This window comes from Sphingobacterium sp. BN32, from assembly GCF_030503615.1.
Lineage (GTDB): Bacteria > Bacteroidota > Bacteroidia > Sphingobacteriales > Sphingobacteriaceae > Sphingobacterium.
In genome coordinates this window covers 1,025,095-1,051,790 of sequence record NZ_CP129963.1, presented here as the reverse complement: position 1 = coordinate 1,051,790, position 26,696 = coordinate 1,025,095, and the positions used below count along the sequence as shown (strand labels likewise).

Genomic DNA, 26,696 nt, shown 5'->3' with positions numbered 1-26,696 from the left:
TAGATAGTTTTGTAGCTCAATAGCTACAATCACACGAGAGTGGAAATCCAATTCATTAGCAAATATATTTTATGAACTTTTTACGAAAAGTTATCGCTCAGGTTAATCGCGTGTATAAACGAATCATATTGACGGGTGTATCCGATGATTTTAGCTTTCTCTTGCGCAAAGAAATAAAAATGGTCAATACGATCGCTTTGTTCACTACCATCATTATTTTCATCTATGGAATTTACAATATTGTCCATTTCCCATTAGTTGGCATCCTCAATTTTATTTGCGTCGTCAGCATCCTATACAGTTTCCGATTAAACCGCCTACAAAAACACCAAATTGCAAAAAGTTGGATTCTTATCGTTTTTGTATTTGTTCTAATCTCAGTTAATTTTATATCACCTAATTTAACAGAATATTATTTAATAATCGTCCTCACCATCGGCCTACTGGTATTTAAACAAAAGCGGACTAAAATCACTGTTTTTATATTGGTCTCTCTGGCGGTAATCATTCCAAAGTTCCATATCTACGATTTCCCTTTCATGGAAGATGTAGGTAGAGACCGTTTGATACTCAACTCGATCTTAGGGCTCTTGTTTCTGGCTGCATTGGTAATTTATCACCAATCCATTCAAAACAAATATCAAGAACATATTAAGGAACAAAGTCTGAAGATCTTACAACTTAACAACGATTTAAAGCATCTGCTCGCAGTAATTGCGCACGATATACACTCGCCCCTTCAGGCTACCTCCATGTTGATGGATTATATTACGAACGATAAGTCTGATACCGAGAATCGTGAGAATTCGATTCTGCTAATCAATAAACAGCTTAAAAGTCTAAGATCAAATTTAGACAACCTGTTAGAGTGGAGTAGAATAAACATGGGCGGAATACAAACAAAAAAAGACAAGATTCATTTGCATGATTTGATTGTCAATGCCGTCGAATCATTTGAAGTTCGTCGTTCGGAAAAAGGTATCAACATCATATCTGACATCCATCCTTCAGCGAGTATTGATGCCGATCCGATACAGATAAGTATTGTCCTGCGTAACTTACTCGATAATGCAATTAAATTTAGTCAGCCTGGGACAAATATTTCGATAACGACCAAGGAATACAATTCCATGCTGGAGATCGCTATCAGCGACGAGGGGAAAGGTTTGTCGGAAGCCAAGATGAAAAACCTTTTTCAGCAGGTCGCAGAACCTAGCTACGGTACGTTTGGTGAAAAAGGAACTGGTTTGGGGCTATTCCTCGTGAAAGAATTGGTAGAGGCTAATAACGGGGTAATTAAAGTCCAAAGTCAACAGAAGGTAGGAACGACTTTTCTAATTCAATTTCCGAAATAAGCATCAGTTGGGGTTTATTTCAGTTTTACACGAAGCAAGCGATCGCTAGCGGTCATGTAAAGATATCCATCGGCACCAAATGCACAGTTTGCCGTGCGAATACCCGAGCGAATTCTTCCAATTGCTGTCCCATCAGGCCCAATAACGACAACGCCATCGCCGGCAGCGGCATATACATTTCCCTTTTTATCAACCTTGATTCCATCTGCGCGCAGTTTTTCCGTAGGAAATGCCTTTTCAAAATCAATAAAAACTTTGCCCTTTCCTTTGATGTTCGCTTTCTCCAATGTGTATACCATCAGGTAGGGTTTCGAGTCATCACTTAGTGCAACATACAACTTGCTTCCATCAGGAGTAACCGCGATTCCATTCGGTCTCGCAAGATCGCTGATTACTTGCTCAACCGAATTGTCCTTTTTATTAACTCGATAAACACCGTTCTGCACGATTTCCCTGTTGCTCGTATCATTCAAACGTCCAGGAAGTCCATAGGGAGGATCTGTAAAAAAATAATATCCCAAGGGATGTTCGCAAATATCATTTGGAGAATTGAATCGCTTTCCTTCCCATTTGTCAACAACAGCTGATTTAGCGTTCGTTGAAAGGTCGATTTTCGTAATTCGACGATTGCCATGATCGCAGGCAATTAATTCGCCTTCCTTATTGATCAGGAGACCATTCGTGCCAGGTTCATCGCTATACCAGTCCGTTCCTTCATAGCCGGAAGGCTTTATAAAAGGCCTTAATCCTCCTTCCTTATCCCATCTGTAAATCGTATTCAGTCGAGGATCACTAAACAAAAGATAATTTCCACGCTTATTCCAAACCGGCCCCTCCGCCCACTGCAAGCCCTCACCTAGATTTTCGATAATAGCTTTCGCATCTATTATCTTCTGCATCTCCGGTTTTAAAACTTCTATTTTTGTGGTCTGCGCAAAATTATAAGACATAAAAAGAGAAAGTATAGAAATTAGCGTTAGTCGTCTCATATGTAGTTTAGCTTGATTGTAGACTGAAAATAAGAAAATTAATCGAATGCGTGAAACTTCCAACTGTCGTATGGTATGAAAACAATACAATGGTAAATTGACGGCAAAGTCGTCAAAGAAAGTCCTGTATCCCCGGGAAAAATATGAGTAACGAGTCTCAGCCTATATTAATCATAGTAAAGGCGGTAATCTATCAAAAATTACCGCCTTTATACTATTATTACTACTCGTCCCTCTGCTGCTTGTTCTCGCTTTTCTTTTCCTTCTTATTGTGCGTAATATCTTCGCCCTTGAATTCATTTTCTTCATGCTCTCGGCTATCCAAATGATCCTTATTTTGGAACTGTTTACTTTGCGTAGCATGATTTGCCGGCGCCTTGGAGCGCCCTTGGTTATTATGTGTACTCATCTGCTTTTGATTTTTAGTTCAACCATCGATGTCAACTATAAAACAAGCAAAAGCAGAAAAATGTTCTCTTTTAATTACTAATTATCTTAACGGCGAGGATATGCTTGCAAAGACCGCGCTTGCCCTGGTGATTCGTAAACCAATTACAAGTGCAGCGACTCTGCTCTCCTTGGATGATCACCGTATGGGTTACATCGGTTCCCGAAACACGCGCCTCAACATAGTCTCCCGTATTCTTTAAGATCTCTACCCCTTCTGTAGCGAGCAGCTTCTTTGCATTTTTCAATCGCGGATTTAAAGATAGAATTCGTTCCATCTTAAAAGGCAATCGGCGATAATAATGCTGATGGCTATGAAGATCATAACCTAGAAGACCTACCGAGGACAACGATGCCGTCAAACTATCCATCGTCGCAAAATCCACATCATGCTCTATAGAAAGCATCGTAGGATCAAACAGCTCATTAGATTTCAACAGCGAATTGACACCCATTACCCATTCATCCGGAACAGCCTGTATCATATTTTCTAAAACATTTCCTTCACCCGAAAAACCACGATAACTATCCGGCGAAAGGGCCAATGTTAAACGCATATTCTTAAAATCGGCTACGACAGAACAGCTCTCCCCGCCGACCTCCTGGTAGGCCGTCATGCTGTCTATATAGGGCAAAATCCCTTCCAACAAACGTAGGCGTTGTATACCGCCGATCCGAACGGAGTCTTTACCGGCGATTGGACTCAATACAAAACGACTCGCACGCTGATGCAGAAAAAACTCCCCTTTTACATTACCGCGTGGAATGCTCTGAAAAAGTTGGACGACCTGCACTTTGTTCAACCGGAACTTCTCCTCCATACCCGCTAAGTATAGCTGCACGGACGTCAATCCCTTAATCCAACGTTCCGGTAATCTCACCTTCTTCTCTACCACTTTGCCCTTATCGGTACTGATCGACACCTCCTTGCTCCCTACCCCTAAAACCATCTTCTCAGTTTTCTTCACTGCGTTCAATGCATTCAACATCGGTTCATTAAAATCGACGTTGGTGGTTCCACTTGCAAGAAATTCACCATCGATTGCATCTTCCAACAAGTCTAAACGTGCATAAACACCATTGCAGGAGGAAAATCCCTCGAAACGAATCTGGTCAGTACCGGCAGAGACAATAGGATCGCGAAGACTTGCAGGAATCGGCCCGAAACTAGACCGTACCACCTTCGATAAGGCCGTCAGGCATTTTGCGGTGGTCAAGGGATCGGTTAGACTTCCCCAGAAAAAACAAGGAACCTCATTTACCTCCTTTATCTCTGCCTGATGCGATAGCACCAAGCGCTGAATTCCAGATTGCTGCGAAAGCACCGAACTGCCCTTGTAGGCTATATCAAAATCTACAGTTGCCATAATCTTACTTTAATATCTTTTTCAGTAAAGGTTGAAGGGACTTATAAGCCTCAAATCGCCTAAAGGAAACCTTCAAGTTCTCCGTTAACTCCAAATTGCTTTTCTGCTGCAAATCGTAAAAAAGATCGAATAGCTTCTTCAAGTTGGTAGGCATTTTTTCTTTGATCTCCAAACCGCTCAAAGTTGCTAGCAACAATGCCAATAAGGCCTGGTTATGTTTGGCCGATATATCCTTGCTTTGTTCCAGCACATCTGCCAAACGCCCGATCGGTCCGTACTCGCCGTTCATTAAAAACAGCAAATAATTCGCCACGAGATCCACAGGAAAACGATTCTGCTCGACAGTTTGTATAAATAATTCGACGCAGACCGCACGCACGGTTTTATCGGCATTGAAAAAACTGCTGGCCACATAGAGTGCCGAGTGATCCCGAATAACATAAAACGGATACAGCATCTCTTCCAAAAATGCTTTCGTGTCTTTTGTTCCCCAAATTGCCATTCGGTTATAGGCATAGGTATACAAAATCGCCAGGCTATCCGTATTTTGGGGCAATAAGCTGTGCACGTATCGAACATCCAAATCGCTGGCGTAATAACCAAGGTACTGATTCGAACCACGCGAAAAAATATCTAAACCAGCGAGTAAGGTTTTTGGATAAGCTTTAAATACAGGAAATTCAATGATTAATTCATTGCCCACTAAATATGGCTCATGAACTTTCTCCTGATAGTTATATTGCTGAACAAAGTGTGGTTGGATGGACAGTTTAGGGTCAAATGGCTTGATCACAGTGGGCGCGTTGGCAAGGCTAGAGTTTTCAAATACTGAAAAAACACCGTCAGGATAGTTGATGCGAGCAATCGTCGCCCATATTCCTAGCAGTAAATTCTTCTCTTCTGAATTACCCTCCATTATCTTCCCAAACCAATTCGCCTTTTTGACGCTGATTTGATCACTCAAACCAAAAGCATACTTTAATATCGAAACGATCTCCTTATCCTCTATCCTGTCAATTTTTTCTTCAATCCCCACTAATTGTTCTTTCGGGGCTCTACTCAGTGCAATAGACAAATCGATTAAGTTCAACGGAACCCCCGCTTTTTCATGCGCAATGATCCGATCGACCAAGGCATGCGGCGCAACCCAAAACGGTTTATGTGTTGGTAGGCTCAATGCCTCCAAATGGATTCCATCTCGCCAACGCTCCTGCCACATCTGCATCTGATCATTCATTAGATTGACTAAAGAAAGCGTCTTTGCATATCTATTTTTGTAAACATATATTTTTTCGCTATTCTCTTGATAGCTATAGAATATATGGGAAAATATCTGATACCAATGAGATTCCGAATAGGTATCGCGTAGTTGCTTCAAATAAGGCGTTAATTGTTGCTTATAATCCGCAGGGAAGTCTGCTAACTGCAGCGTCCAAGCATTCATCAAAATCTCCATTTCAATAGGATCCTTGGAATGCAGCACCTGCCCCAATTGAAATAGAATATCATTCCATTCCGACGGAAGGGTGATTTCCTCCTGAAGCTTTACCGTCGGGTCGGGTGAATAGACATAGCTGCCCGCTTCCCCGCCGGTCAAAGTCGATAATATCTCCTCCTCGCTATAAAATTCGTCAGCGTCGCCCATGAGAGGCTTCAAATCTTGTGCATTGGAACCTAACATCTGACTGGCATACATCGTGAGTTTTTCTGTTAACTCATCCGAAGGTTTTTCTTGATGTTTCAGAATAAATTTAGTCGCCCGATCTTGCAATTGCAAGTCAGGTATCATAAACGTATCGGCAGCCAATAGACTGACCTGTTCCTTAAATTGTGGATAATCCTTTAATACCTTATCCAATTGAATCATTAAAGTCTTCACAGCGCCTTTCAAATCCGCACGCATGAAAATAGGGCTTATCCAGCTTAGAAATTCTCCTCGATCGAAATCCGGATGCGCTAAGACAGGCTTCAACAAATTAATCGCAAAGTTTATCGGAGCAGACTCTTCGACATGAAACATCGGAAAAATTGTATGCTGATATTTTATAAGTTCTGCCTCATCTAAACCTGTGAGAAGGAGTAGTTCTCGGAAAACGCTCTTCTGTGAATTGTTCCAGCTTTTAGTTTGAATCTCCAAGGACTTATGGATCAAAAAGTCACGCTCCATTTTGCCTTGCGCCAACAGCTTTTGAAAAACCACATGCCAAAGCAATTGCATATCGTTACTATTGTAGTCCCACTTGTAAGCGACTGCGTTGATGTTTGACGGATATTCAAAAACCAATGGTATATCGCGCTTTACCGAAATGTCGTCCGCACAGAATTCATCTATATATCGGTCGATATGCGCGCTATCATTCACTGCTCGGGGAAAGTAAGCCACCACACTCACATACAGCTCCGGATTGAACTGCATCATTCCTCGACGCTCCCACTCCCGCAAATTATCGTAACTAATGTTCAGCCACCCGTTGCGTTGCAATTGCTGCGCTAAGTAATCCGATAACCAATCGTGCTGTGCCCATTCTAACACCGCCGCAACCTGTGGATCCTTTGGCGTATTCAGCAACTCGACAAACTCAGGCGATGAATTCGTATCCGTTAAACTGAAGGTACCCAATGCCAAAAGATTGATTATACGTATCTGCTGCTTCGTTCCACGTTGACCCCAAGAATAGCTGTTATGCTTCTTATACTCCGGCTCCTTATCCAAGTTAACATAAGAAGCATAAAAACGCTTAGCACCGCGAATTTCCTTTTTCAGCAATTCTAAATTGCCCTTCGCGTATTCCTGCAAAAACGGCAACACCGCTTCGTTTTGCGGATGTCTTATCAAATGGCGAAAGGCTTCCATAACCTCTTCTTTTCGCTGCTGCGAAGACGTCTTCGCAACAGACTTCCCATCCTTCTGCACCGCTTTTTGCACCTCCACAGTCCCATCTTCAGAATAACCTTTCTTCGTTTTCTCGCGAATTAATTTTTCCGCATCGGCCAAACAGGCTTCTTCGGTATCGAAAGTTTTCGTTTTTGATTGCCCGTCGGTCCCGTTCCGACCATAAGTAACCGTATGGCTATCCCCCGAGGTCTGTATTTCCCAGAATTTATCCGACGTACCATCAATATATTTTAGGTGCTTAAACATATAATTCCTAAGTTTATAAAACACATTAAAATATAAATTAAAAGAGGTAATGCCAAGCATTTTCAGATCCTTAACATTATTATAACCTCAATTAGCTACAAGAATGTGGCAGTACCAAACGATGCTTCGTCCACCCTCCTTCTAATCACTCCCCTTGCAAAACCCTTTCAAAGCCCTTTCAAAACCCATGTAAACCCGCTCCCGACCGGGTATGATATGGGTTAATAAAGGTTTGACAATTCGTTAAACCTGAATTTATCTAGATTGATTAATTTAAAGGAAATATTTTAAAACAAATAGAAACATGGCAAGAGCTAAAAACGGGGTAAACGGATGCGTCTCCGGCAAGGTTGGGAATGTTGTATTTTACGAGCGTAATGGTATAGGTTATGTGCGATCGGCTCCTGCTCGGCGCATTGAGAAGAAGCGTTCCGAGATTGTTCAAATGACCCGGATCAAATTTAAACTTGTACAGCAGTATGTTATTTGTATGCTGCAGTTTGTGAAGTTCGGCTTTCAATTTGGTGCCGGCAATGGCACGGCTTACAATCGTGCGATGTCGTATAACCTTCGAAATGCCGTTAAGAGCCAGAAAGCGGAGGCATTCATCGATTGGAACAATTTAGCATTCAGCCGGGATATGCCCGATCCGATTAAGGAGATTTCTTTTTCTTTAAACCGCGGCAGTAAACAGTTGACACTTCGTTGGGAGCTCGATGATGATGTAGCACTTCGTTTAAGGGGACATCAAATGCGTGCGTACATCTTGATTATTCCAAGCGACCTGGACAATTGGAATGTGCAAGGGCTTGGTGCTGGCAATAATATGCAAGAAAATGAACAGACATTGACGATATTAAGCTATGATTCGACCATCACCCACCATATTTATATCGCCTTTGCCTCCGTTGAAATACCAATTCGGAGCACCAATAGCCGATATGTCGGTCCTATCGAGATGTAGAGCGGGATTCATTATCAGGGTTTCGTCATAAAGTAGCGTAATTTTTAGTTAATATGGTCTAAACTCTCTAAATTAAGCAGTTATACAGCTAGTCCATGGCCTTTACGCTGCTAAAACTTAAAGAGAATGACGAAACACTACTTCCCCTTACACTTACGGATCATCAATTTGGATGAAAAGCACGTTGGCGAAAAACTATACCTGACAGGGACCTTCAATAATTGGTCGGAGGAGCAGGTCTTGATTGGCACAATACCCGAGAAAGGCGGCTCTATAAGTTACACCTTGGAGGAAGTCAAAGCAGGCGAGCATGAGCTCAAGTTATCGCGAGGAAGTTTTAAAACGCTTTTTGCGGATGCAAACGGGCAGCTTGCTCCCGCGGTATGGCTCAACCACTCGAAGGAGTCTGAATTGGAAATGACGATTGAAGGATGGCGTGATGACTATCCAGCGAGCACAGCGAGCGAGCAGGTCAATATATTGGATGAGCATTTCTATTTTCCGAACTTAGATGTGCACAGAAAGGTATTGATTTACTTGCCGAAAGGTTATAAACAATCGGATAAGCGCTATCCGGTTATTTATATGCATGACGGTCAGCATCTTTTTGATGAAGCCACTTCCGTCGGCCGTTCCGGTCCTGTGGAGTGGAAGGTAGACGACACGATTGATGCGTCGGAGCATGACGCAATCGTCGTCGCTATTTATCATGCGGCAAACTATGATCTTCGGGCAGAAGAATATATGCTTTCGGCAACGGATGAAATCAAAAATCCGAAGGGTCAATTGTATTTAGACGACATCGTACATGAGCTGAAACCCTATATTGATGCGCATTATCGCACGCTCAACGATCGCAAGCATACGGCGATGCTAGGCAGCTCCATTGGAGGACTCATCAGCATCTATGCAGGCATACTATATCCGGAAGTGTTTGGGACGATCGGGTCTTTTTCCCCTTCCATCTGGATGGATGAAGAACCGCTGTATCTCAAAACCTTGCAACAATTGCTTAAGCGTGCCGAGGAGTATAAAAGCCAAACTTTCTATTTCTATGTAGGTGGCAAGGAAAAGCGCTTTGATAGAAACACGAAAGAAAACGACATGAAGAAAGAGCTGGAGAAATATGTGGAGTTTCTGACCAAGAATTATCAAGGAACGATTTTCATGGATATCAACGAACATGGTAAACATGGAGCAGCCCATTGGCAATTGGCCTTCCCTGCTTTCTTCGACTATTGGAGCCTACAGATGAATAGCAAATAAGTGAAAATAATATTTAACATGATAATAAATCCCGATCCTTTCTATGATGCAGCAGCCCAAAATTTCCCGTTATGTTTTCCGTGTCAGTCGTAAAGAAAAACTGACCCCCCATTATATTCGCATCAAGCTTCAAGCGGATGAGGACATAGACTTTGATAAATGTACATTAGGAGCGAATAACAAGATTTTCATTCCGCCAGCAGGCGTTTCGGATGTTCATTTCCCCGAGTTTGATCAGGCGAAAGGCGACTGGGTTCACCCTTCAGAGGAGTTGAAACCAATAGTCCGCACTTATACCCATCGCGCAATCGATCCGGTAACAAAAGAAATAACAATTGATTTTGTAAATCATGGGGATAATGGGCCAGCATCGGCTTGGGCCGCTAAGGCGAAGGTCGGACAGCAATTGGGCGTAGCCATGAAAATAAGACCGACGATACATTATCAGGAGTCCGACTGGTATTTTCTGATTGGCGATGCGACCGCCATTCCTGTCCTATGCTGCATCCTCGAGAGCCTGCCTCCGACCGCTAAAGGCTCTTGTTTAATTGAGGTGGCTACGGAAAAGGATATTCATCCCGAGGTTCAGCATCCGGGTTTTGACATTCAATGGCTTTTGAATCCACATCCGGAGCTTGGCAGCGTACTGTCCGAGCTCGCAAAAGAAGTAGCCGTCCCGATCAATGGAAGCAGCTTCGCTTATGTCGCCTGCGAATATAATACGGTAAAAATCCTGCGTCAATACTTCCGTGAAGAACTGAACTGGACAAACAAACAGTTCTATGCATTCTCCTATTGGAAAGCCGGAGATGCTGAGGATCAATCGGCTACGGAAAGACGAAGGGAGAAAGCGGATTAACGAATTAGGGATTGAATTAAAGATTAGTAACAAGCTTATTATTTATTTAGATTAATTATAAATAACTGTTATCTTTGCTAGGCAAAATGATAATTAGGGCGAAGATAAAGGAACATAATGAGTGGTTGTTTTGGGAGGAACTCTCTGAAGAAACAACTGCACCCAATGCTTTATCTGAAAAAAACATCAGCATCAGCAAATACCCTATTAACATCAGCTCTTATCAAATCTTAAGTCGGGGCATATTTATTATTCAGGCAGAAATGTTCTTCAGTGAAGCCGCGAGCATACAAGCTGAGATTGATAGTGAAGCGATTGTTAGTCAGTTTATTATCAGCATGAACCAGCATAATAAACCGACCTTCAGCAAACATAATATCCGCTATTTACCGACCCTGAATGAGGAACATAATGTTCCGGAGAAGCAGAAATGTTTATACATTCTATTGGTCATGACGCCTAGCTTCTACCATAATTTGGTGACGATCTACAACCCGCTTCATGAACAGTTCAAGCAGCGCATGGGGCAAAGAAACGCTGTTTCCATATTCGATCAGGATTTACCGGCGACCATGGAGATGCTACATACCATTGAAGAGCTTGCAAAAACAAAGGAAAAAAACGAGTTAAAGCAGATTTTTACCAATGCAAAGGTCTTGGAGCTGATCATGTATCAGTTTGAACAATTTGGATTGGCGGCAGCGAAAGATACCGAAGAGATTAGAACGGAGGATATCTTGAAGCTTGAAGAGGCGAAGCGAATCTTGACACAACAGTTTGTTGATCCGCCGACACATCGTCAACTCTCCAAGATTGTCCTCCTAAATGAGTTTAAACTGCGTAATGGTTTCAAGCGCTATTTCGGAACAACCATCTATAATTTTATCACCCGTCTTCGGATGGAAGAGGCAAAACGCCTCATCCTCGACGAGGAAAAGAATATGTATGAGATCGCGACGCTCGTAGGCTTTAAGCATCAGGCAAGCTTTACACATGCCTTCAAAAAATATTACGGAATCTTACCGAGCGATATCTTTCGATCAAATAACAGCGGCTAGCATCACAGAATTGAATTCTTGCAGGTCATATTCGATCGGTATGGCTTGAATCTCGGTGCATAGATTTTTAGGATTGATCTGCACCAGACTGTCTATTCCGAAGATGGTATAGATGTGCTGCTGTTTGAATACTTCATTCGGACTGCCATACCACCATACCCTTCCTCCTTTCATCATGATTACGCGATCGCTATACTGTGCAACCATATTCAGGTCGTGCAATACCGCCATCACGGTGAATCCGACTTTGCAGAATGCTTTGGCGATAGCCAAAGTTTGGTGTTGATACTGAATATCCATACTCGAAATTGGTTCGTCGAGGAGCAAAATACCCTCTTCCGCGTCCCAAAGCTGCGCAAGAATGCGCGCCAGATGTACGCGCTGTTGCTCACCGCCAGATAACTCGCGGATAGAACGATCGCGAATATGCATCAGATTACAGATCTGAATACACTCTTCCAGGATTACTTTTTCATTCGCACAAGCTTGCTTCTGATATCTGCCCATGGCGACAACTTCTTCCACAGTGAAGGGAATGTCCATGACGTTGCTCTGATGCAGGTAGGCGCGGAACATCGCCATCTCTTTCATCGTCATATCTGCTACATCCTTATTTCGCAAAACAACCTGTCCGCTATTGCTCTTCAGTTCTCCAGCAATCAGCTTCAATAAGGTACTTTTTCCAGCACCATTGGCACCGATAATACTTACAAACTCGCCCTTATCGATAAAGATATTCAGATCCTTGATAATCGTGCGATTCTTAACAGCATAGTTCAGTCCTTGGATATGTATCATAAGCTATAACTTTCTTTTTTCTCTTAATAAAATTCCTAAAAATACCGGCGCTCCAATTAATGCCGTAATGACTCCGATAGGGAGTTCTAGAGGCTGTATGATGGTTCTTGCAATCAGATCGGCAAGGTTCAATACGATCGCCCCGCCGAGCAATGAGGTGGGCAATAAAAAACGATTGTCGACAGATCCGATTAAGCGAAGGGTATGCGGCACGAGCAAGCCAACGAACGCGATGATTCCGCCAAAGGCAACTGAAACCCCAACGGCTAGCGTGGAACAAATGATGATCAATACCTTGAGTCTTTTGGTATTTAATCCCATCATTTCGGCCTGCGACTCGCCTAGGGCAAATAGATTGAGCGCCTTGCCAAAAAATAACAAGGGAATTACAGATACGACGGCGAAGATTAGAAGAATATTGACGGACTCCCAAGTCGCGCCAGCCATACTTCCTAAGGACCAGAATGTGATGTTCCTTAGTTGTTGCTCGCTTGCCATATAGCTCATCAAGCCTGTTGCAGCCCCCGCTAATGCATTGATCGCAATACCGGCAAGAATCATCGTCGCGATGTTCGATTTACCCTCCACGATGGAAATGCGATAAACAAGAACTACAGCGAGGGAAGCACCGATGAAGGCTGAAATTGAAATTAAATATAGGTTTAGGGAATTACCGATCAATGCGATTAAACTGGCTTCAAAGACGATGGTCAATGCCGCAAAAAAGGATGCTCCGGATGAAATTCCGACCAACCCCGGCTCGGCCAGGGGATTGCGGAAAATACCCTGTATGGCAGTTCCGGTTATCCCCAATATCGCGCCAATCAGCGTGCAAAAGAGAATTCGCGGAATACGAATCTCCATTAAGATATTCTTTAATAGTTCGTCGTCTTCACTGAAACTTCCGCCCCCTACGCTCTTCCACAATAACAGGATCACCTCTTTGAAAGGTATTTGCATGGCACCTGCTCCGAGCGAGAAGATGATAATGCAGAAGAGCAAAGCGGACAGCGAAAGGTATATAAATTTATATTTCATGCTATAGCACAAGGTCTTGTAGTTTGGCAATAGCTTCTGGCAATCGAAGGCTGTAATTATTCAATAATGTGGCGTCCATAGCGACGATTTTCTGATTCTTGCCGGCATTGGTTAACTTCACACCCGGCATCTTCAGAATCCCCTCACTGCCCCCCAGGCTTGAAATCCCAAAACTGAACAAGAGGATAACATCTGGATTGGCAGCGACTAATGCCTCTGTGTTATACGTTTTGAAACCTATAAAGCCCTTCATGGCGTTTTGGAATCCGGCTTCTTTAATCACCGCATCGATGGACGTGTTTTGTCCAGCAACGCTCATATGGCCTGCCCCACGAGCATAGATGAATAGGATTTTTTGAGAAGAGTGCTTCGTTTTCTTCGCTAAATTGGAAAGATCTTGGCTTAACTTACTGGCTAAAGCTATACCGTTCTGTTCCTGATCAACAGCTTTTGCAATGGTTTTGATAAAGCTTTGCAGTCCGCCGGACGAGAACTCCTGCGTCACCAATACAAAAGGAATCTTCAACTTCTGCAACTGCACTTGGATATCGGCCGATAACTCGCCCTTTAATGCCAAAACTAAGTCTGGTCGGAAGGAACTAAGAGCCTCAATAGTAACGCTTCTATTCTTGCTAACTTTCGGCAATTGGGAAATGTAGGCGGGATAGTCGCTCGTCAGATCGACCGCGATTATTTGCTTGCCAACACCAAGTCCATCCAACACTTCGGTGATAGCACCACTAAGTGAAATGATACGTTTGGGGGCGTTTGCTAAACTTGAAAAACTGACGGACACAAAGGTCAACAAGAGGAAAAGGGTTCGTAATAATGGATAAGTTTTCATGTTATGTTGTACTAATATTGAGCACAAATAGAACACTTATTTATAATGTTTCCAAATAATCAGATTGCGCAAAATATACAAAATCAACAATGTGATGGACTCGAGTTTATTTTTATAAAATGCTAATAATCATTGCTTTACTATTCTTTCAATAAAATTATCATTCGCCTTAAAAATCTGAATGGCACAAAAAAACGTACAATTTGAACAAATCTAACTACGTATTGAATAAAGATATTGTCGGGAATATTGGTGAATATTGCATCATTATTTAGAAACAATATAAATAGTTTGCGAATAGAATTTAAATACACTTTTATGCTTTTGGCAGTACTTTTCCAACATGCGACCATTCCAGTTTTTGCACAACAAAAAGCAAAGATAAAGGGCTATGTAGTCGACAGTTTGGGATTGCCTATCGCGAATGCTTCCCTACAATTTCAACCCGATCAAATTCAAGCACAAACAAATAGGAAAGGATATTTCGAAACCCGCCCTCAATACGTTGGAGTTTATAAATATTACATCTCGGCTATCGGCTATCAAACCGATACGGGGACTATTATCCTTGATTACAACACGCAGGATTTCCAGTTCCGCCTATCGAAAGCGGATCAGCAAATTGAAGAGGTATCCGTCATCGGAACTGTGATGAGAAGACCAACCCTCATCGATCCTCGAAATGCTGCAATGCCAGTCACCATCATCGATCGTCGAACCCTCGAATTGCTCGGTAGCCGACGCTTGGATGAAGTTCTCCGCGAGCAAACCGGAATGGCCATTGTCAATAATACTGCTGGCGGCAGCCGCTCTGTAGGTGTGCAAATGCAAGGCCTGTCGAGCCAATACATCATGATTCTTATCGACGGACAACCATTGTTAGGTAGGCAGTCTGGCAATATGGATTTATCGAGAATACAGGTTTCCAATATCGAACGTATTGAGATCATTAAAGGCGCGTCCTCCTGTCTATATGGCAATGATGCCCTTGGTGGTGCCATCAATATCATTACTCGCTTCGGAAATACACAGCCGCAATTGCATGTGCAAGCCAGCTATGGCAGCTATAACATGACGGATATTACCGCCGAAGCGGAAAGCAACTTCAACCAAAACAAAGGCTATGTATTACTGTCAACCAATTACTACCGAACAGATGGATTCAACAATAATAGACGATATATGGAGGCAGGAACTACGATTCCTCCATACACTAATTTCGCTCTGCAAGGGAAAGTACGACATCAGCTAAATGAAGCTAACGACTTCCTAAGCCTGAGCTTACGTGCCAATACGCGAAGCTCAAACATGATGCGCAAGTATTCCAGCGATTATGAGATTTCCGACCAGCAACGTGAGATCGATATGAACGCGTCATTGACTTACGACAAGCGTTGGAATACGCAGTGGAAAAGCATGACGAACTATTATTTTTCACACTATCGATCGGATATTGATGTTAGTGCGCAGCAAGGCTTGGCGACTCTGGCGAGCGATGAATTTCAACAGGCTGTGCATAAGATAGAGCATCAAGCAGCTTATCATCGCGAAGGATTTAACCTAACGCTTGGCGCTATGGCACAGCTTGAGCAAATGAATCTGGATGCAGGTTTCGACAATCGCCATCAACTGACTGCCTCTGCCTATGGACAAGGGAATTACAACCTTGGAAAATATACGCTTCTTACTGCAGGATTACGCTTTGACCATACGGTAAATTATGGCTCGCAACTGAGCCCTAGCTTGGGTGCTACCCTAGCTTTAAGCGAAGGCTTAAAATGGAAAGTAGGGATAGCATCCGGATTCAAAGCCCCCGACTTCCGAACAAGATATCAGGTCTTTTATAATCCTTCCGCAAACTATTATGTACTTGGCAATGAGGTTTTACGTGAAACCTTAGATCAGATGGATAAGGCAGGTGAACTGTCCGAAATAAGAAGCGCTGTGCTGAAGCAATTGGATCAACCCCTGGACGCTGAAAAGAACATGTCATTGAACAGCGGGTTCAGCTATTCACCTTTCAAAAATAGCCATATCGAGTTAAATGTGTTCTATCATAAGCTCCGCAATCAGATCAATAGCATACAGGTCGCTACGGGACAACGCAACATGGCGGTGTATTCCTTTCAAAATCTTCCTAGCGCTATCAACAAGGGCATCGAAGCAAATATGCGGATGCAATTATTTGAAGGCTTGAATGTATCTGCCGGATACCAATACCTGATCGCTAAAGACCTCTCGGTAAAAGATAGCATACAGGCAGGCGTATGGCCGTATAGTCAGAATATTCATGACCCGAAAACTGGGAACTCTTACACCGCAACGGTTGCTGACTACTGGGGATTGGAGAACCGCTCAAGGCATCAGTTTAATGTTGGTTTAATCTATCAATACAAGCCTTGGAATATCACGTTCAGTGCGCGTGCTATATTTCGCGGAAAATATCCCTTCATGGATATGAATGGTAACCGCTTTATTGATCGTTATGACAGTTTTGTAGACGATCATGTGATCTACTATTTCGGGATAGAAAAGAAGTTCAATGCATTCCCCCTATCCATTCGCGTGAACATGGATAATGTTACGAACTATATCAATTACATGATTCCAGGACAAATGGGAAGACTTAGCACTGTGGGTCTATCCTATCGGATAATCAAAAAATAATAACAATGAACTATAAAAAACAACATACTATAGTCCTAATGCTATCGCTCTTGACGTTGACAGCATGTAGTAAATCGAATGAAGGGCCGTCACTCCCCTTAGAAGATGGGGTGAGCATCGTAGTTGAAAATCTTGCTGGAGACGTAGATGCTTCGGTAGGCGCTACTGGACCAGGAAAAGAGAAGCGTGACTTCCATACCTTCCTGTTCCGCTTTTCCGATAAAAAGCAAACCTGGCTAAAGACCGCGCAGGACTCCGCTAATCACTTTAAGAAAGCCGATTGGGACTTAGCTTTCAGCAATTATTACAATAGCAATATCTACATCAACAACGGCGAACAGTCAGGCGTCCCTTTTACGGGAAATGGCTCAAAGCATAAGATGATATTGCTGAAGCAGGACTATCAGAGTGTTACTACTGCGCCTAGCGACGCGGAATTCGATAGTAGCACACTTTACAACATCGGGATGATAATTGATGAAGGCTCTGCCGGTTGGTATAACTACAATATGACATCTCACCTGGTGCAAGTCGCACCGAACAGGACTTATGTACTAAGACTCTCTAACGGCAAGTATGCGAAGCTACAGCTTATCAATGTCTACAAAAACAATCCGCCTGTGGTTACAGACCTGAACTGGCAAGCGCCATACTATACCTTTCGATATTTCGTACAGGAAGACGGCAGTAAAAATCTAAGAACACAATAAATTTTTAAATACAATAATTATGTTAAGCGAAAGAATCAAAGCAGCAACGAAAAACGGTCACCAAAACTTAGAGAAACAAGTAGTTTACCGTTTAAAAGCAATCGAGAATAATTCAGACTACGCAGATTTATTAAAGTTTTTCTTTTCATACTTTGAAACATTAGAACAGCAGATTGCTAACAATATTCCAGCGTCATTGGAATCATACTTCAGCGTTCGTAGAAGTGCGAAAGATATCGCGAAAGATATCGCAGTCTTAGGTGCAGATTTAGTTGACCTTCCACAGGCCTTTCTTCCGGTGATTGAAAACAAAAACCAAGCTATTGGCGCCTTGTATGTATTGGAAGGCTCAATCATGGGTGGTCCATACATCGTCAAGATGCTTCAAAAGCAAGGGATAGAAACCGGATTTAACTTCTTCCAAGGTTATGGCGAGGAGTCTGCCGAGAAATGGGCAGAATTCACAAAGATCATCAATACAGAAGTTGCCGAAGAAAAAGACATCGAAGAAGCTATTGCCAGTGCACATAACACCTTCGAACAATTCTCTAATACATTCACAAATACCATAAATGCATAAAACATCATGATTAAAACCTTTAAATCTACCTTCCTTTTATTTGCTATTGTGGGGTTTTCCTGGACGTCAATGACCTCTTGTTCGGATGATAACGACGTGGTTATTCCTAAACTCAACGACAGTGAAGCGAAGACGGAATTAGCATCTATCACGGTGCCTCCCAACAAAAAAGTATTCTTTGACTTCAAAACAAACTCCGTTCAGGATAGTGCAAAAAGCATGGTGAACTTATCCGGAATGTATGGTTCCAATTTAAAGAACTCACGAGATGATGTCTACTCAATGGGCTACTTCGATATGGAAAATACTTCCGTTGAAAAACTTACATTGAAAGATATCTTGGCTGTGAAGATCACTGCGACAAATGAGTTTACCATTGATGCGTCGAGTGCCGGAGCACCTGCGAAAGGCGCTACTTGGATCATCTATGACTTTAAGAATAACCATGCAGTTTATCCAACTCCAAATCGTTACATCGTCATGTACAAAGGCAAAGTATTAAATTATGAGGCAGAGGAGCTTTATGTCATCAACGCTGGAAAAATCACTGCTGCACAGGGGACTGCAGCATATAATATCAATGTGAAGAAATTCATTAAATAAAGTTAAAATTATAGGATAGTGAAGAGGGATCATCTGAAAAGGTGGTCCTTTTTTTATGGAAGTTTATATTTTCAACTGGCATTATGAGCTTTCCTTTTCTTCTGATGCTGGATTAGAGATATTGTGGCTTGTCCAATGCACCCCTCTCCTTCCCCGCCATAATTTGCATTATAGCATATTACGCAAATTCCAATAAGAAATTGTCCAACGGAGAACGAATTTCATTATGAGATGTTATAACAAGGATATCATTAAAATATAAGAAGATGCAGGAGGATGTTCAATCAGCAAAAGAATTGAAGAGCCACGGACTACGTTATGTGGATTGCAACAAGAATGGGATAAAACGCTTGAGAAAGGGAAAGAAATTTACCTATGTAGATACGAAGGGAAAGACGGTAAGTGATGAAAAGAAGCTTAAGCGGATCGCCAGTTTAGTCATTCCTCCAGCATGGGAGGATGTGTGGATATGCGCAAGCCCAAACGGTCATATTCAGGCGACTGGGATAGATGTCCGCGGCCGCAAACAATATAAATACCATACTACCTGGTCTTCTTTGCGCAAAGACAATAAATTTGCCAACCTCATCGTGTTTGGCAAGGGGCTTCCACTTCTCCGCAAACAAATCCAACGAGATTTACGACGGAAAGAATTAGATGAACGCAAAGTAGTCGCCTTAGCTTTAGAAATAATGGACCAGACGTCGATTCGAATTGGTAATGAGCAGTATAGCAAGCAAAACGGATCCTACGGTTTAACCACGCTTAAGAATAAACATGCAGACTTTCAAGACAATAAAGTATTTTTCAAATTTATTGGAAAGAAAGGTATCAAACAGCAAAAGGTATTAAAAGGGAAAAAACTATACAACATTCTACGATCTGTAAAGGAAATACCCGGACAACGACTATTTCAATATTTAGATAAGAATGGGCGATCATATTCGCTCGATTCTGCTCAGCTTAATCATTATTTGAAAACTTTCTATCAGGAGGAGGTCACTTGCAAGACATTTCGAACCTGGAACGCTTGTTTTTCATTTCTAGATTATCTTTCAGAATCTGCTGCTCCGGAAACAAAAAAGGAACGCAAAGAAATATTGAACGGGGCAATAGAGCATGTCGCGAAGTTGCTAGGTAATACCAAAACCATCGCCAAAAACCATTATATAGATCCTCGACTCATCGAAAGCTATGAAGAAGGACTCTTGGACAAATGGATTAGAAAAGTACCTTCCGCGGCAAAGGAAAAGGAAAAACATATCACGAAAAAGCTTCTTCGCATGTTACAATTAACCGACAAGTAAAATGCTCCTAAGAATGATATAAATACCTGTTTTACAACTTCAACAAACTAGCACCCTAAGTCAAATGTTCTTCCATCAAAATAGATCATTATGGAAACGCTAGATAGAAAGATAGAGATATTAAGAGATGCCATTGAAATCAACAATGAGCGTATTGCTGGTTATCAAAAAGCACAAGATATTGTTGAGTCGGAAAACCTGGAGAATCTATACGCCTTGTTTGGCGATTACAAACGGCAATCTGAACAATTTAAGTCAGAGCTAGCGCCATTTATCACGCAATTCGAAGAAACTGTTGATAATGGCACGATGGTAAGCGGTAAGCTATTTAGAGCGTGGATGGACCTTAAATCATTGGTCGCTCCATCTACTTCAGAGTCCGTGCTGGCAAGTTGCGAAAAAGGCGAAGATGAATTCAAAAAAGAATACAAAGATTTAATCAACGAGTCCTTATCCGACTTCCCTGAGATAGTCGATCTTTTGCAAACACAACTTACCATCCAGTTAGGCGCACATGATCACATCAAAGAGCTCCGAGATAACTCATAAGACACTAAGACATTTCCACTTGACCAGATTGCGCTTTCTAGCGAAAGACTCTCTGGTCATGTTGGAAGCCAAGAAATATTAAACGCAATTTTATTACAACAAACATCCCATGAATCCCCAGATGAATATTTGGGGATTTACTTTTAGATGTGCGATTTCTAATCTAGAATCAGTACTTTTAGAGATACATCAACAAAACAGCAGCTACTTCTACATGCCAGAACAGCCTTCTCTTAAATTATTAATTGACGTACTGAACCATTCCCCCTTAGCTACTGCAATTTACGATAGCAGCGACTTAAATATCGCTTTTGCCAATGAAGCTATGATTGCGATGTGGTGCAGTAATCCGTCAATTATAGGCAAACCATTCTCTGAGGCTTTTCCTAATTTTAAAGAAGAGGGATTTTCAAGAATCCTAGAAAATGTATGGCAAACCGGTATTAGCTATAAAGCGATGGATACACCGGCAGACATTCTTGATGGGGATTTCACCCATACGCGGCATTTCGACTTCGAATACAAAGCTTTGGTCGATTCCAACAATGAAACTTTCGCGATTCTGCATACCTCCATTGACGTCACGGCAAAGAACAGAGCTCTTCAAATGCTCAAAAAGCAAGAGCAACAGCTTTCAATCAATAACGATTTGGAGGAAATCACCAATAGCTTGGCCCATGACGCAAAGAACCCCATTGCAATCGCTCGTCTTGCCATTGACACCCTGAGGGAAGATAACAAAGTAGATTCAGATAAAAGAACACAATGGTATGATATCATTGATCAAGCAATGGTCAGCTTGAACACAATCATCGATAAAACCGTTCAGCTAAGCCAAGCGCGCGCATACTCTCCTGAAAAAACTTTAATCCACGTTGCAGACAAGATCAAGTTTTGGTGTGAAGACGCTATACTGTTACATGATGCTCCAAACACAAGGATTGAAACAGGTCTTCTTTTGCCGGTATTGGGCGATCAGGGCGGCATATTCCAGCTATTCAGCAATATTATTAGCAACGCCATCAAATATTCCTCATCAGTTCGAGAACCCTCCGTTCAAATTTACTCCGAAAAAACCAGTAAGGGTGTCGTTTATCACATCAAGGATAATGGAATTGGCATACCAGAGCAGGAAATCGATGAAATTTACTACAACTTTCAGCGGGGATCAAACTCGAGTAAACATAGGGGATCTGGCATTGGGCTTTTCATAGCGAAGCGCGTCATAAAACGTCTTGACGGACAAATAAATATCTCCAGCAAAATAAACGTTGGAACAGAAGTTCGTCTTTTCTTCCCCAATCAATCCTAATTTCATTGAACGATTCCATTGCTTTGTTGTTCTCTACTTAGATCAAAAACATTAGAAAATGGAAACAACAAAAGAAGGAAATCCTAAAGATTTATACCCAAGTCCGCCGTTTAAAAAACAGACACAAGAACCTCCTGGCGAAACGAAGAAGATGGATCCTAGACCGGACCATGGCGAACAGAGCTACGAAGGGTCAGGACTTTTGACAGGCAAGGTTGCTATCATTACGGGTGCTGACTCGGGAATTGGCAAAGCCGTTGCCATTGCTATGGCCAGAGAAGGCGCCGATATCATGATCTGCTATAAAGATGATATCGAAGATGAGGATGCAAAAGATACGGAAAGCTACGTGAAGCAGGCCGGTAGAGAGGCCATTCTATTCAAAGGTGACATCCGTTCGGAAGAAACCTGCAAGAAGATCATTGATATCGCTGTTGAACGCTATAAAAAAATCGATATCCTAATAAATAACGCAGCTTATCAAATGAGTTATAAGAACCTGCAAGAGATTACGGCAGAAGAATGGAACAAGACCTTTGAGGTTAACCTAAGTGCCATGTTTTACCTAACGAAATACGCGCAGAAACATATCCGCGAAGGAGGAAGTATTATCAACACCACCTCCGTCAATGCATATGACCCGAATCCTACCCTACTGCCCTATGCCGCCAGCAAAGCTGCTATCCAGAACTTTACGTCCAATCTTGCACAGAAGTTTTTAGAAGAAGGCAACGGAATCCGAGTCAACGCAGTAGCCCCAGGCCCCGTGTGGACACCACTGATACCGAGCACAATTCCAGACCATGAGCATTTTGGCGACAATACGCCGATCGGACGACCCGGACAGCCGGCGGAAATTGCGCCAGTCTATGTCTTCTTGGCGTCCGCTGCTGCATCCTATGTATCGGGTGCCACCATACCGGCTACTGGTGGTAGGATTACGATCTAGACAATCGCAAGAAACTCATCCAATAAAGATAATGATGCGTTAAACGCTTTTACATAAGTATCCGCAGCGTTCCGGGAAGGCAGAGAATAGACTCGCGAAACAAGAATTCCATGAATATCAATTGCGATAAAAACATCACCTACCTCAGCTGTCGGATGCTTTCTTGTTCCCTCATACGCAACTCCGGTCAAAGCGATATGCACATCTGCAGGCATACGCTTCTTTAAACCAGGAATCAAAGCCTTAGTAACTTCCATAGACTCGGCGGTATAGGTATCGATCAAGTACTGCGGTACCCGCAGCAGCTGTGTCTTCACAGATTCTTCGAAACATACGATACTGCCCTTCAAAATATCGCCCGCATCGACCTGCAGGCTCCAAATACTCGATAAAAAACCTGCCGTCATACTCTCCACCGTTGCCAACGTCCAGCGTCTTTTCACTAATTCAGCCGCTACTTTATTCAATAACTGATGATCTATACGTACCATAATATATCTTCATATTTCATATCCATAGCATTAAACAAGCCGGATGATAAATCGTTGTAGAAAAACAAATAACGGCCGAATGAACCTATCAGCCGCTTAGTTGTTATATAGACAAACAATCAATTTTATGAGAGCAATTTGGACAGGAGCAATCGGCTTCGGCCTGGTGAATATTCCGATTAAAATTTATAGTGCAACACAATCCAGCAGCTTGGATCTAGATATGTTGGATCGAAAGGATCAAGCAAATATCAAATACAAGCGTGTCAATGAGAAAACCGGAAAAGAAGTCGCTTGGGAAAATATTGTTAAAGGCTACCTGCTTAAAGACAAGTATGTGGTGCTGGAAGATGCAGATTTCGAGGATGCCATGCCCGAAAAAAACAAAATGATCAACCTACAGTCCTTCGTTAAGATTCAGGAAGTAGACTCGGTTTATTTTGATACACCCTACTACCTGGAGCCACAAAAATCTGGAGAAAAGGCCTATCAACTGTTGCTAAAAGCACTGGAGAAAGGCAAAACGGCAGGCCTGGGAACCTTCGTGATGCGCAATGTAGAAAACCTGGCCATCATCAAACCTTCAAACAATATTCTGGTGCTCAACAAACTTCGTTTTGAAGAAGAAATTCGCAGCACGGAAGATTTGAAAGATAGCGGGTCGGTAAAGATTAAAAAAGAAGAGATGGATATGGCGATGCAACTGATCAAAGCCAATAGCAGACCCTTCGACATCTCTGCTTACAAAAACGAATATAGCAAGGAATTGCTGAAGATTATACAACAGAAAAGCAAAGGAAAGCGGGCGACCATCCGAAAGATCAATGTCGAAAACACCAAAGCATCCGATCTACTGGAAAAACTCAAAGCCAGCCTTGCTTAAAAATTGCTGAGTGCTTTTTTAATGTCGACTTTACTGTTCATCAGATCTGCCCAAGGGTCAGCAATAGCTTTTACCCGCTCGGGCACTGTATCGATAGTAAAGTCGGCAATTTGTATATCCTCCTCCAGCTCTTCCCAAGAAATCGGTGTACTTACCGTCGCCATCGGCTTCGGACGTAATGAATATGGCGCCGCAATAGTTTGACCCTGTCGATTTTGCAAGAAGTCCAGGTAAATCATCCCTTCTCGTTTCTTCGGATCGCGAACCAAACTGGTCGTATCGGGATGCTGATCTTGGACAAGCTGCGCGACAAATTGGATGAAATCGCGAACGACTTCATAATCATAGCGCTCGTTGACATGCAGGAAAATATGGAAACCCGTCGAACCAGAGGTTTTTATAAATGCCGGGACTCCCGCTTTGTCAAACACCTGCTTAGAAGTTCTCGCGACAGCCTTCAGTTCGTCGAAGTCCGCGCCGTTAGGATCTAAGTCCAACACCGCAAACTTGGGCTTATCGGGCTTCTTATACGTCGATAACCAAGGATTGATTTCAATAGAACCGAGATTAGCGATAAAGAGTAAGCTCGCCAAATCATTGCACAGCAAATAATCTATCGTGCTGTTATTGCTTTTCGAGTACATGGGCGCTATCTTAATCCAGGAAGGAAGCTGATCGGGCTCCACATCTTTCTGAAAAAAGCTCTTGCCTTTGATCCCATTCGGAAAACGATTCATCGAGATCGGCCTATCTTTAACATAAGGAAGTATATAGTCGCCCATTTCTTCATAATAGGCAATCATATCCCCTTTTCGAATGCCCTCATCCGGCCAATATATCTTATCCTGATTGCTCAGCTTCACTTCCTTCCTACCGAACTTTATGATACGTTCCTTTTCCATCTCTTTTGCTTCAACAATTTCCAGTTTCGTGTCTTCCGCCGCCTTATCTGTTCGCAAACCTTTGAATACCGGATGTCTTAAATGCTTATCCTTTGTCCATTCCGAATAGTAAACATCGCAAACTAAAGTTGGCTCCAACCAGGTCACCAATCGTTCATTCGCCACCTTCACCGTCTTGTCAAAGGGTTTTGTGTCGGTCCTAAGCCTGGAAAACTCTTTATGTAAATCTTTAAGCAAAGCATCGTTAAATCCTGTTCCGCAATTGCCGATATACTTTAACTTTCCACGATCATAAGCTCCTAAAACCAAGGCTCCAAATCCTACTCGCGAACTCTGCGGCTCCGTAAAACCACAGATCACCGTTTCTTGCGTGTTTCTTAACTTGTATTTCAACCAGGAACTGCTGCGCTTATCTTCCAGATAGCTACTGTCTTTACGTTTGGCTATCAGCCCTTCCCAACGCTGCGATTCCGCCTCCTGTATGCTCTGCTCCCTGTCCGTGTTCAGACTATCTACGAATAGGATATTCGAAAGGTTAGCCTTCTTAAGCAACAGCGCTAAAATCTCCTTTCTTTCCAGTAAGTCGTAAGCTCGAAGATCGATATCATCTAACTCCAATATGTCGAAAACGTAATAATGAAGTTCTAAATTTCTAGGTATGGGTTCTCCCGACTGCAATAACTGAAAGTGCGCCTGCCTACTTTTATCTTCAATCACGATTTCCCCATCCAATACGCAATCCCGCTTTATTTTATTCAACTCCTTGACAAGGCTGGGAAATTTGTTATCCAAGCTGTTAGAATTTCGGGAAAGCAATTTTGTCTTGCCTGCCGAGCAAACAGCGATCGATCGGAAACCGTCGAACTTTTTCTCATATAGCCATTCGTCGCCATCGGGCAAGTCGGCTGCTAGTTTTGCCAGCATCGGCTTAGGCTTATGTGTAGCAGGCTTTGTCTTGGCAGCAGCGGGCTTAGCCTGCGTTTTTCCTGCCGAACTGCTTTCCTTTTTAAAAGCTTTGCCTTGCTCTACAATCTGCTTATCGATCAGCTTTTCCGCATCATAGGATTTATCGGTTGCATATTCATCCTTATGCTTAATCAACAACCAATTGTTGCCTTCACCGGTATGCATACGCACCAATGCAAATTCGCCCTTCAGTCGTTTGCCATGAAGATGAAATTTGATAGAACCCTTTTCCAGGTCATCCAAGAAAGTTTTCGCATTTTTACTCTCGACAAAATCATAGGTACCCTCGTCGAATATAGAAACCGTACCGGCGCCATAGTTGCCCTTGGGGATACTTCCCTCAAAACTTGCATAGCTAACGGGATGATCCTCAACTTGAACGGCAAGGCGCTTGTCTTTCGGATTTAAAGAAGGTCCTTTCGGCACAGCCCAGCTTTTTAGAACACCGTCTAACTCCAAACGGAAATCATAATGTAAACGGCTTGCATGATGCCTTTGCACAACAAAGGTCAATCGCTTTGCTTTAGTTTTCGAACTTTTTGTCCGCCCTTCCGGTTCGCTGGTAACCGAAAAGTCGCGCTTTTCTTGATATTTCTTTAAATCTGCCATAGCTGAATAAAGAACAAGGCAATGGCGCGATAGTTTGTGCT

General features: G+C 42.6%; 23 protein-coding genes. 14 read left to right on the top strand and 9 right to left on the bottom strand.

Annotated elements, in window-relative coordinates; translation table 11 throughout:
* The first annotated feature begins 71 nt into the window (after positions 1-71).
* Complete coding sequence (locus QYC40_RS04385; protein ID WP_301992613.1) at positions 72-1,355, top strand: sensor histidine kinase KdpD; 1,284 nt, start codon at positions 72-74, stop codon at positions 1,353-1,355.
* Positions 1,356-1,369: 14 nt separating this feature from the next.
* On the opposite strand, the gene QYC40_RS04380 is transcribed toward QYC40_RS04385, so the two are convergent.
* The 4 genes from QYC40_RS04380 to QYC40_RS04365 all read right to left on the bottom strand — a co-directional run bounded on the left by QYC40_RS04380 (position 1,370) and on the right by QYC40_RS04365 (position 7,300).
* Positions 1,370-2,254 (bottom strand): SMP-30/gluconolactonase/LRE family protein, encoded by an 885-nt coding sequence (locus tag QYC40_RS04380; protein WP_301992612.1) that lies wholly within the window; start codon positions 2,252-2,254, stop codon positions 1,370-1,372.
* A gap of 313 nt (positions 2,255-2,567) precedes the next feature.
* Positions 2,568-2,753, bottom strand: coding sequence for a hypothetical protein (locus QYC40_RS04375; protein WP_301992611.1), 186 nt, complete (start codon positions 2,751-2,753; stop codon positions 2,568-2,570).
* A gap of 70 nt (positions 2,754-2,823) precedes the next feature.
* Complete coding sequence (locus QYC40_RS04370; protein WP_301992610.1) at positions 2,824-4,158, bottom strand: SWIM zinc finger family protein; 1,335 nt, start codon at positions 4,156-4,158, stop codon at positions 2,824-2,826.
* Positions 4,159-4,162: 4 nt separating this feature from the next.
* On the bottom strand, positions 4,163-7,300 hold the full coding sequence (locus QYC40_RS04365) for a DUF6493 family protein (protein WP_301992609.1): 3,138 nt from the start codon (positions 7,298-7,300) through the stop codon (positions 4,163-4,165).
* A gap of 304 nt (positions 7,301-7,604) precedes the next feature.
* On the opposite strand from QYC40_RS04365, the gene QYC40_RS04360 reads away from it, so the two are divergent.
* The 4 genes from QYC40_RS04360 (at position 7,605) to QYC40_RS04345 (ending at position 11,447) form a co-directional block, all read left to right on the top strand.
* Positions 7,605-8,264, top strand: a complete 660-nt coding sequence (locus tag QYC40_RS04360; RefSeq protein WP_301992608.1) for a DUF6266 family protein — start codon at positions 7,605-7,607, stop codon at positions 8,262-8,264.
* Between the two features lie 126 nt (positions 8,265-8,390).
* A complete protein-coding gene (locus QYC40_RS04355) occupies positions 8,391-9,530 on the top strand; it encodes an alpha/beta hydrolase (protein WP_301992607.1) in 1,140 nt (379 codons plus the stop codon).
* Positions 9,531-9,573: 43 nt separating this feature from the next.
* A complete protein-coding gene (locus QYC40_RS04350) occupies positions 9,574-10,389 on the top strand; it encodes a siderophore-interacting protein (protein WP_301992605.1) in 816 nt (271 codons plus the stop codon).
* A gap of 86 nt (positions 10,390-10,475) precedes the next feature.
* Positions 10,476-11,447 (top strand): helix-turn-helix transcriptional regulator, encoded by a 972-nt coding sequence (locus tag QYC40_RS04345; protein ID WP_301992604.1) that lies wholly within the window; start codon positions 10,476-10,478, stop codon positions 11,445-11,447.
* On the opposite strand, the gene QYC40_RS04340 is transcribed toward QYC40_RS04345, so the two are convergent.
* The 3 genes from QYC40_RS04340 to QYC40_RS04330 are packed head-to-tail and all read right to left on the bottom strand — an operon-like array spanning position 11,430 to position 14,127.
* Entirely contained in the window at positions 11,430-12,245 is an 816-nt protein-coding gene (locus QYC40_RS04340) for a heme ABC transporter ATP-binding protein (protein WP_301992603.1), read from the bottom strand. The two genes, QYC40_RS04345 and QYC40_RS04340, sit on opposite strands and share 18 nt — an antisense overlap.
* A gap of 3 nt (positions 12,246-12,248) precedes the next feature.
* Positions 12,249-13,283 (bottom strand): iron ABC transporter permease, encoded by a 1,035-nt coding sequence (locus tag QYC40_RS04335; protein ID WP_301992602.1) that lies wholly within the window; start codon positions 13,281-13,283, stop codon positions 12,249-12,251.
* A gap of 1 nt (position 13,284) precedes the next feature.
* Positions 13,285-14,127: a hemin ABC transporter substrate-binding protein gene (locus QYC40_RS04330; RefSeq protein WP_301992601.1), complete on the bottom strand. Its 843-nt coding sequence runs from the start codon at positions 14,125-14,127 to the stop codon at positions 13,285-13,287.
* Between the two features lie 318 nt (positions 14,128-14,445).
* Here QYC40_RS04330 and QYC40_RS04325 point away from each other — a divergent pair, with 318 nt between their 5' ends.
* From QYC40_RS04325 to QYC40_RS04290, 8 genes are all read left to right on the top strand, one after another.
* A complete protein-coding gene (locus QYC40_RS04325) occupies positions 14,446-16,794 on the top strand; it encodes a TonB-dependent receptor (protein WP_301992600.1) in 2,349 nt (782 codons plus the stop codon).
* 5 nt (positions 16,795-16,799) lie between these two features.
* Positions 16,800-17,504 carry an HmuY family protein gene (locus tag QYC40_RS04320; RefSeq protein WP_301992599.1) on the top strand — a complete coding sequence of 235 codons (705 nt, stop codon included), beginning with the start codon at positions 16,800-16,802 and terminating at the stop codon, positions 17,502-17,504.
* A gap of 19 nt (positions 17,505-17,523) precedes the next feature.
* The gene (locus QYC40_RS04315; protein WP_301992598.1) at positions 17,524-18,084 is read left to right on the top strand and encodes a biliverdin-producing heme oxygenase; all 561 of its coding nucleotides are present in this window, start codon (positions 17,524-17,526) and stop codon (positions 18,082-18,084) included.
* A gap of 6 nt (positions 18,085-18,090) precedes the next feature.
* Complete coding sequence (locus QYC40_RS04310) at positions 18,091-18,687, top strand: hypothetical protein (protein ID WP_301992596.1); 597 nt, start codon at positions 18,091-18,093, stop codon at positions 18,685-18,687.
* A gap of 266 nt (positions 18,688-18,953) precedes the next feature.
* Complete coding sequence (locus QYC40_RS04305; protein ID WP_301992595.1) at positions 18,954-19,994, top strand: DNA topoisomerase IB; 1,041 nt, start codon at positions 18,954-18,956, stop codon at positions 19,992-19,994.
* A 90-nt stretch (positions 19,995-20,084) separates the two neighbouring features.
* Entirely contained in the window at positions 20,085-20,543 is a 459-nt protein-coding gene (locus tag QYC40_RS04300; protein ID WP_301992594.1) for a PA2169 family four-helix-bundle protein, read from the top strand.
* 109 nt (positions 20,544-20,652) lie between these two features.
* Positions 20,653-21,855 carry a PAS domain-containing sensor histidine kinase gene (locus tag QYC40_RS04295; RefSeq protein ID WP_301992593.1) on the top strand — a complete coding sequence of 401 codons (1,203 nt, stop codon included), beginning with the start codon at positions 20,653-20,655 and terminating at the stop codon, positions 21,853-21,855.
* 58 nt (positions 21,856-21,913) lie between these two features.
* Complete coding sequence (locus tag QYC40_RS04290) at positions 21,914-22,804, top strand: SDR family oxidoreductase (RefSeq protein ID WP_301992591.1); 891 nt, start codon at positions 21,914-21,916, stop codon at positions 22,802-22,804.
* Here the strand turns inward: QYC40_RS04290 and QYC40_RS04285 are convergent.
* Positions 22,801-23,295 (bottom strand): CinA family protein, encoded by a 495-nt coding sequence (locus QYC40_RS04285; RefSeq protein WP_301992590.1) that lies wholly within the window; start codon positions 23,293-23,295, stop codon positions 22,801-22,803. The genes QYC40_RS04290 and QYC40_RS04285 overlap by 4 nt on opposite strands.
* A 127-nt stretch (positions 23,296-23,422) precedes the next feature.
* Between QYC40_RS04285 and QYC40_RS04280 the strand changes: the two genes are divergently transcribed.
* Positions 23,423-24,178 carry a Ku protein gene (locus tag QYC40_RS04280; RefSeq protein WP_301992588.1) on the top strand — a complete coding sequence of 252 codons (756 nt, stop codon included), beginning with the start codon at positions 23,423-23,425 and terminating at the stop codon, positions 24,176-24,178.
* Here the strand turns inward: QYC40_RS04280 and ligD are convergent.
* Positions 24,175-26,655: a DNA ligase D gene (gene ligD / locus QYC40_RS04275; RefSeq protein ID WP_301992587.1), complete on the bottom strand. Its 2,481-nt coding sequence runs from the start codon at positions 26,653-26,655 to the stop codon at positions 24,175-24,177. The two genes, QYC40_RS04280 and ligD, sit on opposite strands and share 4 nt — an antisense overlap.
* Positions 26,656-26,696: the final 41 nt, after the last annotated feature.

Coding starts and splice junctions, on each gene's coding strand:
- QYC40_RS04385 (WP_301992613.1), top strand. CDS start 72: ATGAACTTTTTACGAAAAGTTATCGCTCAGGTTAATCGCGTGTATAAA.
- QYC40_RS04380 (WP_301992612.1), bottom strand. CDS start 2,254: ATGCAGAAGATAATAGATGCGAAAGCTATTATCGAAAATCTAGGTGAG.
- QYC40_RS04375 (WP_301992611.1), bottom strand. CDS start 2,753: ATGAGTACACATAATAACCAAGGGCGCTCCAAGGCGCCGGCAAATCAT.
- QYC40_RS04370 (WP_301992610.1), bottom strand. CDS start 4,158: ATGGCAACTGTAGATTTTGATATAGCCTACAAGGGCAGTTCGGTGCTT.
- QYC40_RS04365 (WP_301992609.1), bottom strand. CDS start 7,300: ATGTTTAAGCACCTAAAATATATTGATGGTACGTCGGATAAATTCTGG.
- QYC40_RS04360 (WP_301992608.1), top strand. CDS start 7,605: ATGGCAAGAGCTAAAAACGGGGTAAACGGATGCGTCTCCGGCAAGGTT.
- QYC40_RS04355 (WP_301992607.1), top strand. CDS start 8,391: ATGACGAAACACTACTTCCCCTTACACTTACGGATCATCAATTTGGAT.
- QYC40_RS04350 (WP_301992605.1), top strand. CDS start 9,574: ATGATGCAGCAGCCCAAAATTTCCCGTTATGTTTTCCGTGTCAGTCGT.
- QYC40_RS04345 (WP_301992604.1), top strand. CDS start 10,476: ATGATAATTAGGGCGAAGATAAAGGAACATAATGAGTGGTTGTTTTGG.
- QYC40_RS04340 (WP_301992603.1), bottom strand. CDS start 12,245: ATGATACATATCCAAGGACTGAACTATGCTGTTAAGAATCGCACGATT.
- QYC40_RS04335 (WP_301992602.1), bottom strand. CDS start 13,283: ATGAAATATAAATTTATATACCTTTCGCTGTCCGCTTTGCTCTTCTGC.
- QYC40_RS04330 (WP_301992601.1), bottom strand. CDS start 14,127: ATGAAAACTTATCCATTATTACGAACCCTTTTCCTCTTGTTGACCTTT.
- QYC40_RS04325 (WP_301992600.1), top strand. CDS start 14,446: ATGCTTTTGGCAGTACTTTTCCAACATGCGACCATTCCAGTTTTTGCA.
- QYC40_RS04320 (WP_301992599.1), top strand. CDS start 16,800: ATGAACTATAAAAAACAACATACTATAGTCCTAATGCTATCGCTCTTG.
- QYC40_RS04315 (WP_301992598.1), top strand. CDS start 17,524: ATGTTAAGCGAAAGAATCAAAGCAGCAACGAAAAACGGTCACCAAAAC.
- QYC40_RS04310 (WP_301992596.1), top strand. CDS start 18,091: ATGATTAAAACCTTTAAATCTACCTTCCTTTTATTTGCTATTGTGGGG.
- QYC40_RS04305 (WP_301992595.1), top strand. CDS start 18,954: ATGCAGGAGGATGTTCAATCAGCAAAAGAATTGAAGAGCCACGGACTA.
- QYC40_RS04300 (WP_301992594.1), top strand. CDS start 20,085: ATGGAAACGCTAGATAGAAAGATAGAGATATTAAGAGATGCCATTGAA.
- QYC40_RS04295 (WP_301992593.1), top strand. CDS start 20,653: ATGAATCCCCAGATGAATATTTGGGGATTTACTTTTAGATGTGCGATT.
- QYC40_RS04290 (WP_301992591.1), top strand. CDS start 21,914: ATGGAAACAACAAAAGAAGGAAATCCTAAAGATTTATACCCAAGTCCG.
- QYC40_RS04285 (WP_301992590.1), bottom strand. CDS start 23,295: ATGGTACGTATAGATCATCAGTTATTGAATAAAGTAGCGGCTGAATTA.
- QYC40_RS04280 (WP_301992588.1), top strand. CDS start 23,423: ATGAGAGCAATTTGGACAGGAGCAATCGGCTTCGGCCTGGTGAATATT.
- ligD (WP_301992587.1), bottom strand. CDS start 26,655: ATGGCAGATTTAAAGAAATATCAAGAAAAGCGCGACTTTTCGGTTACC.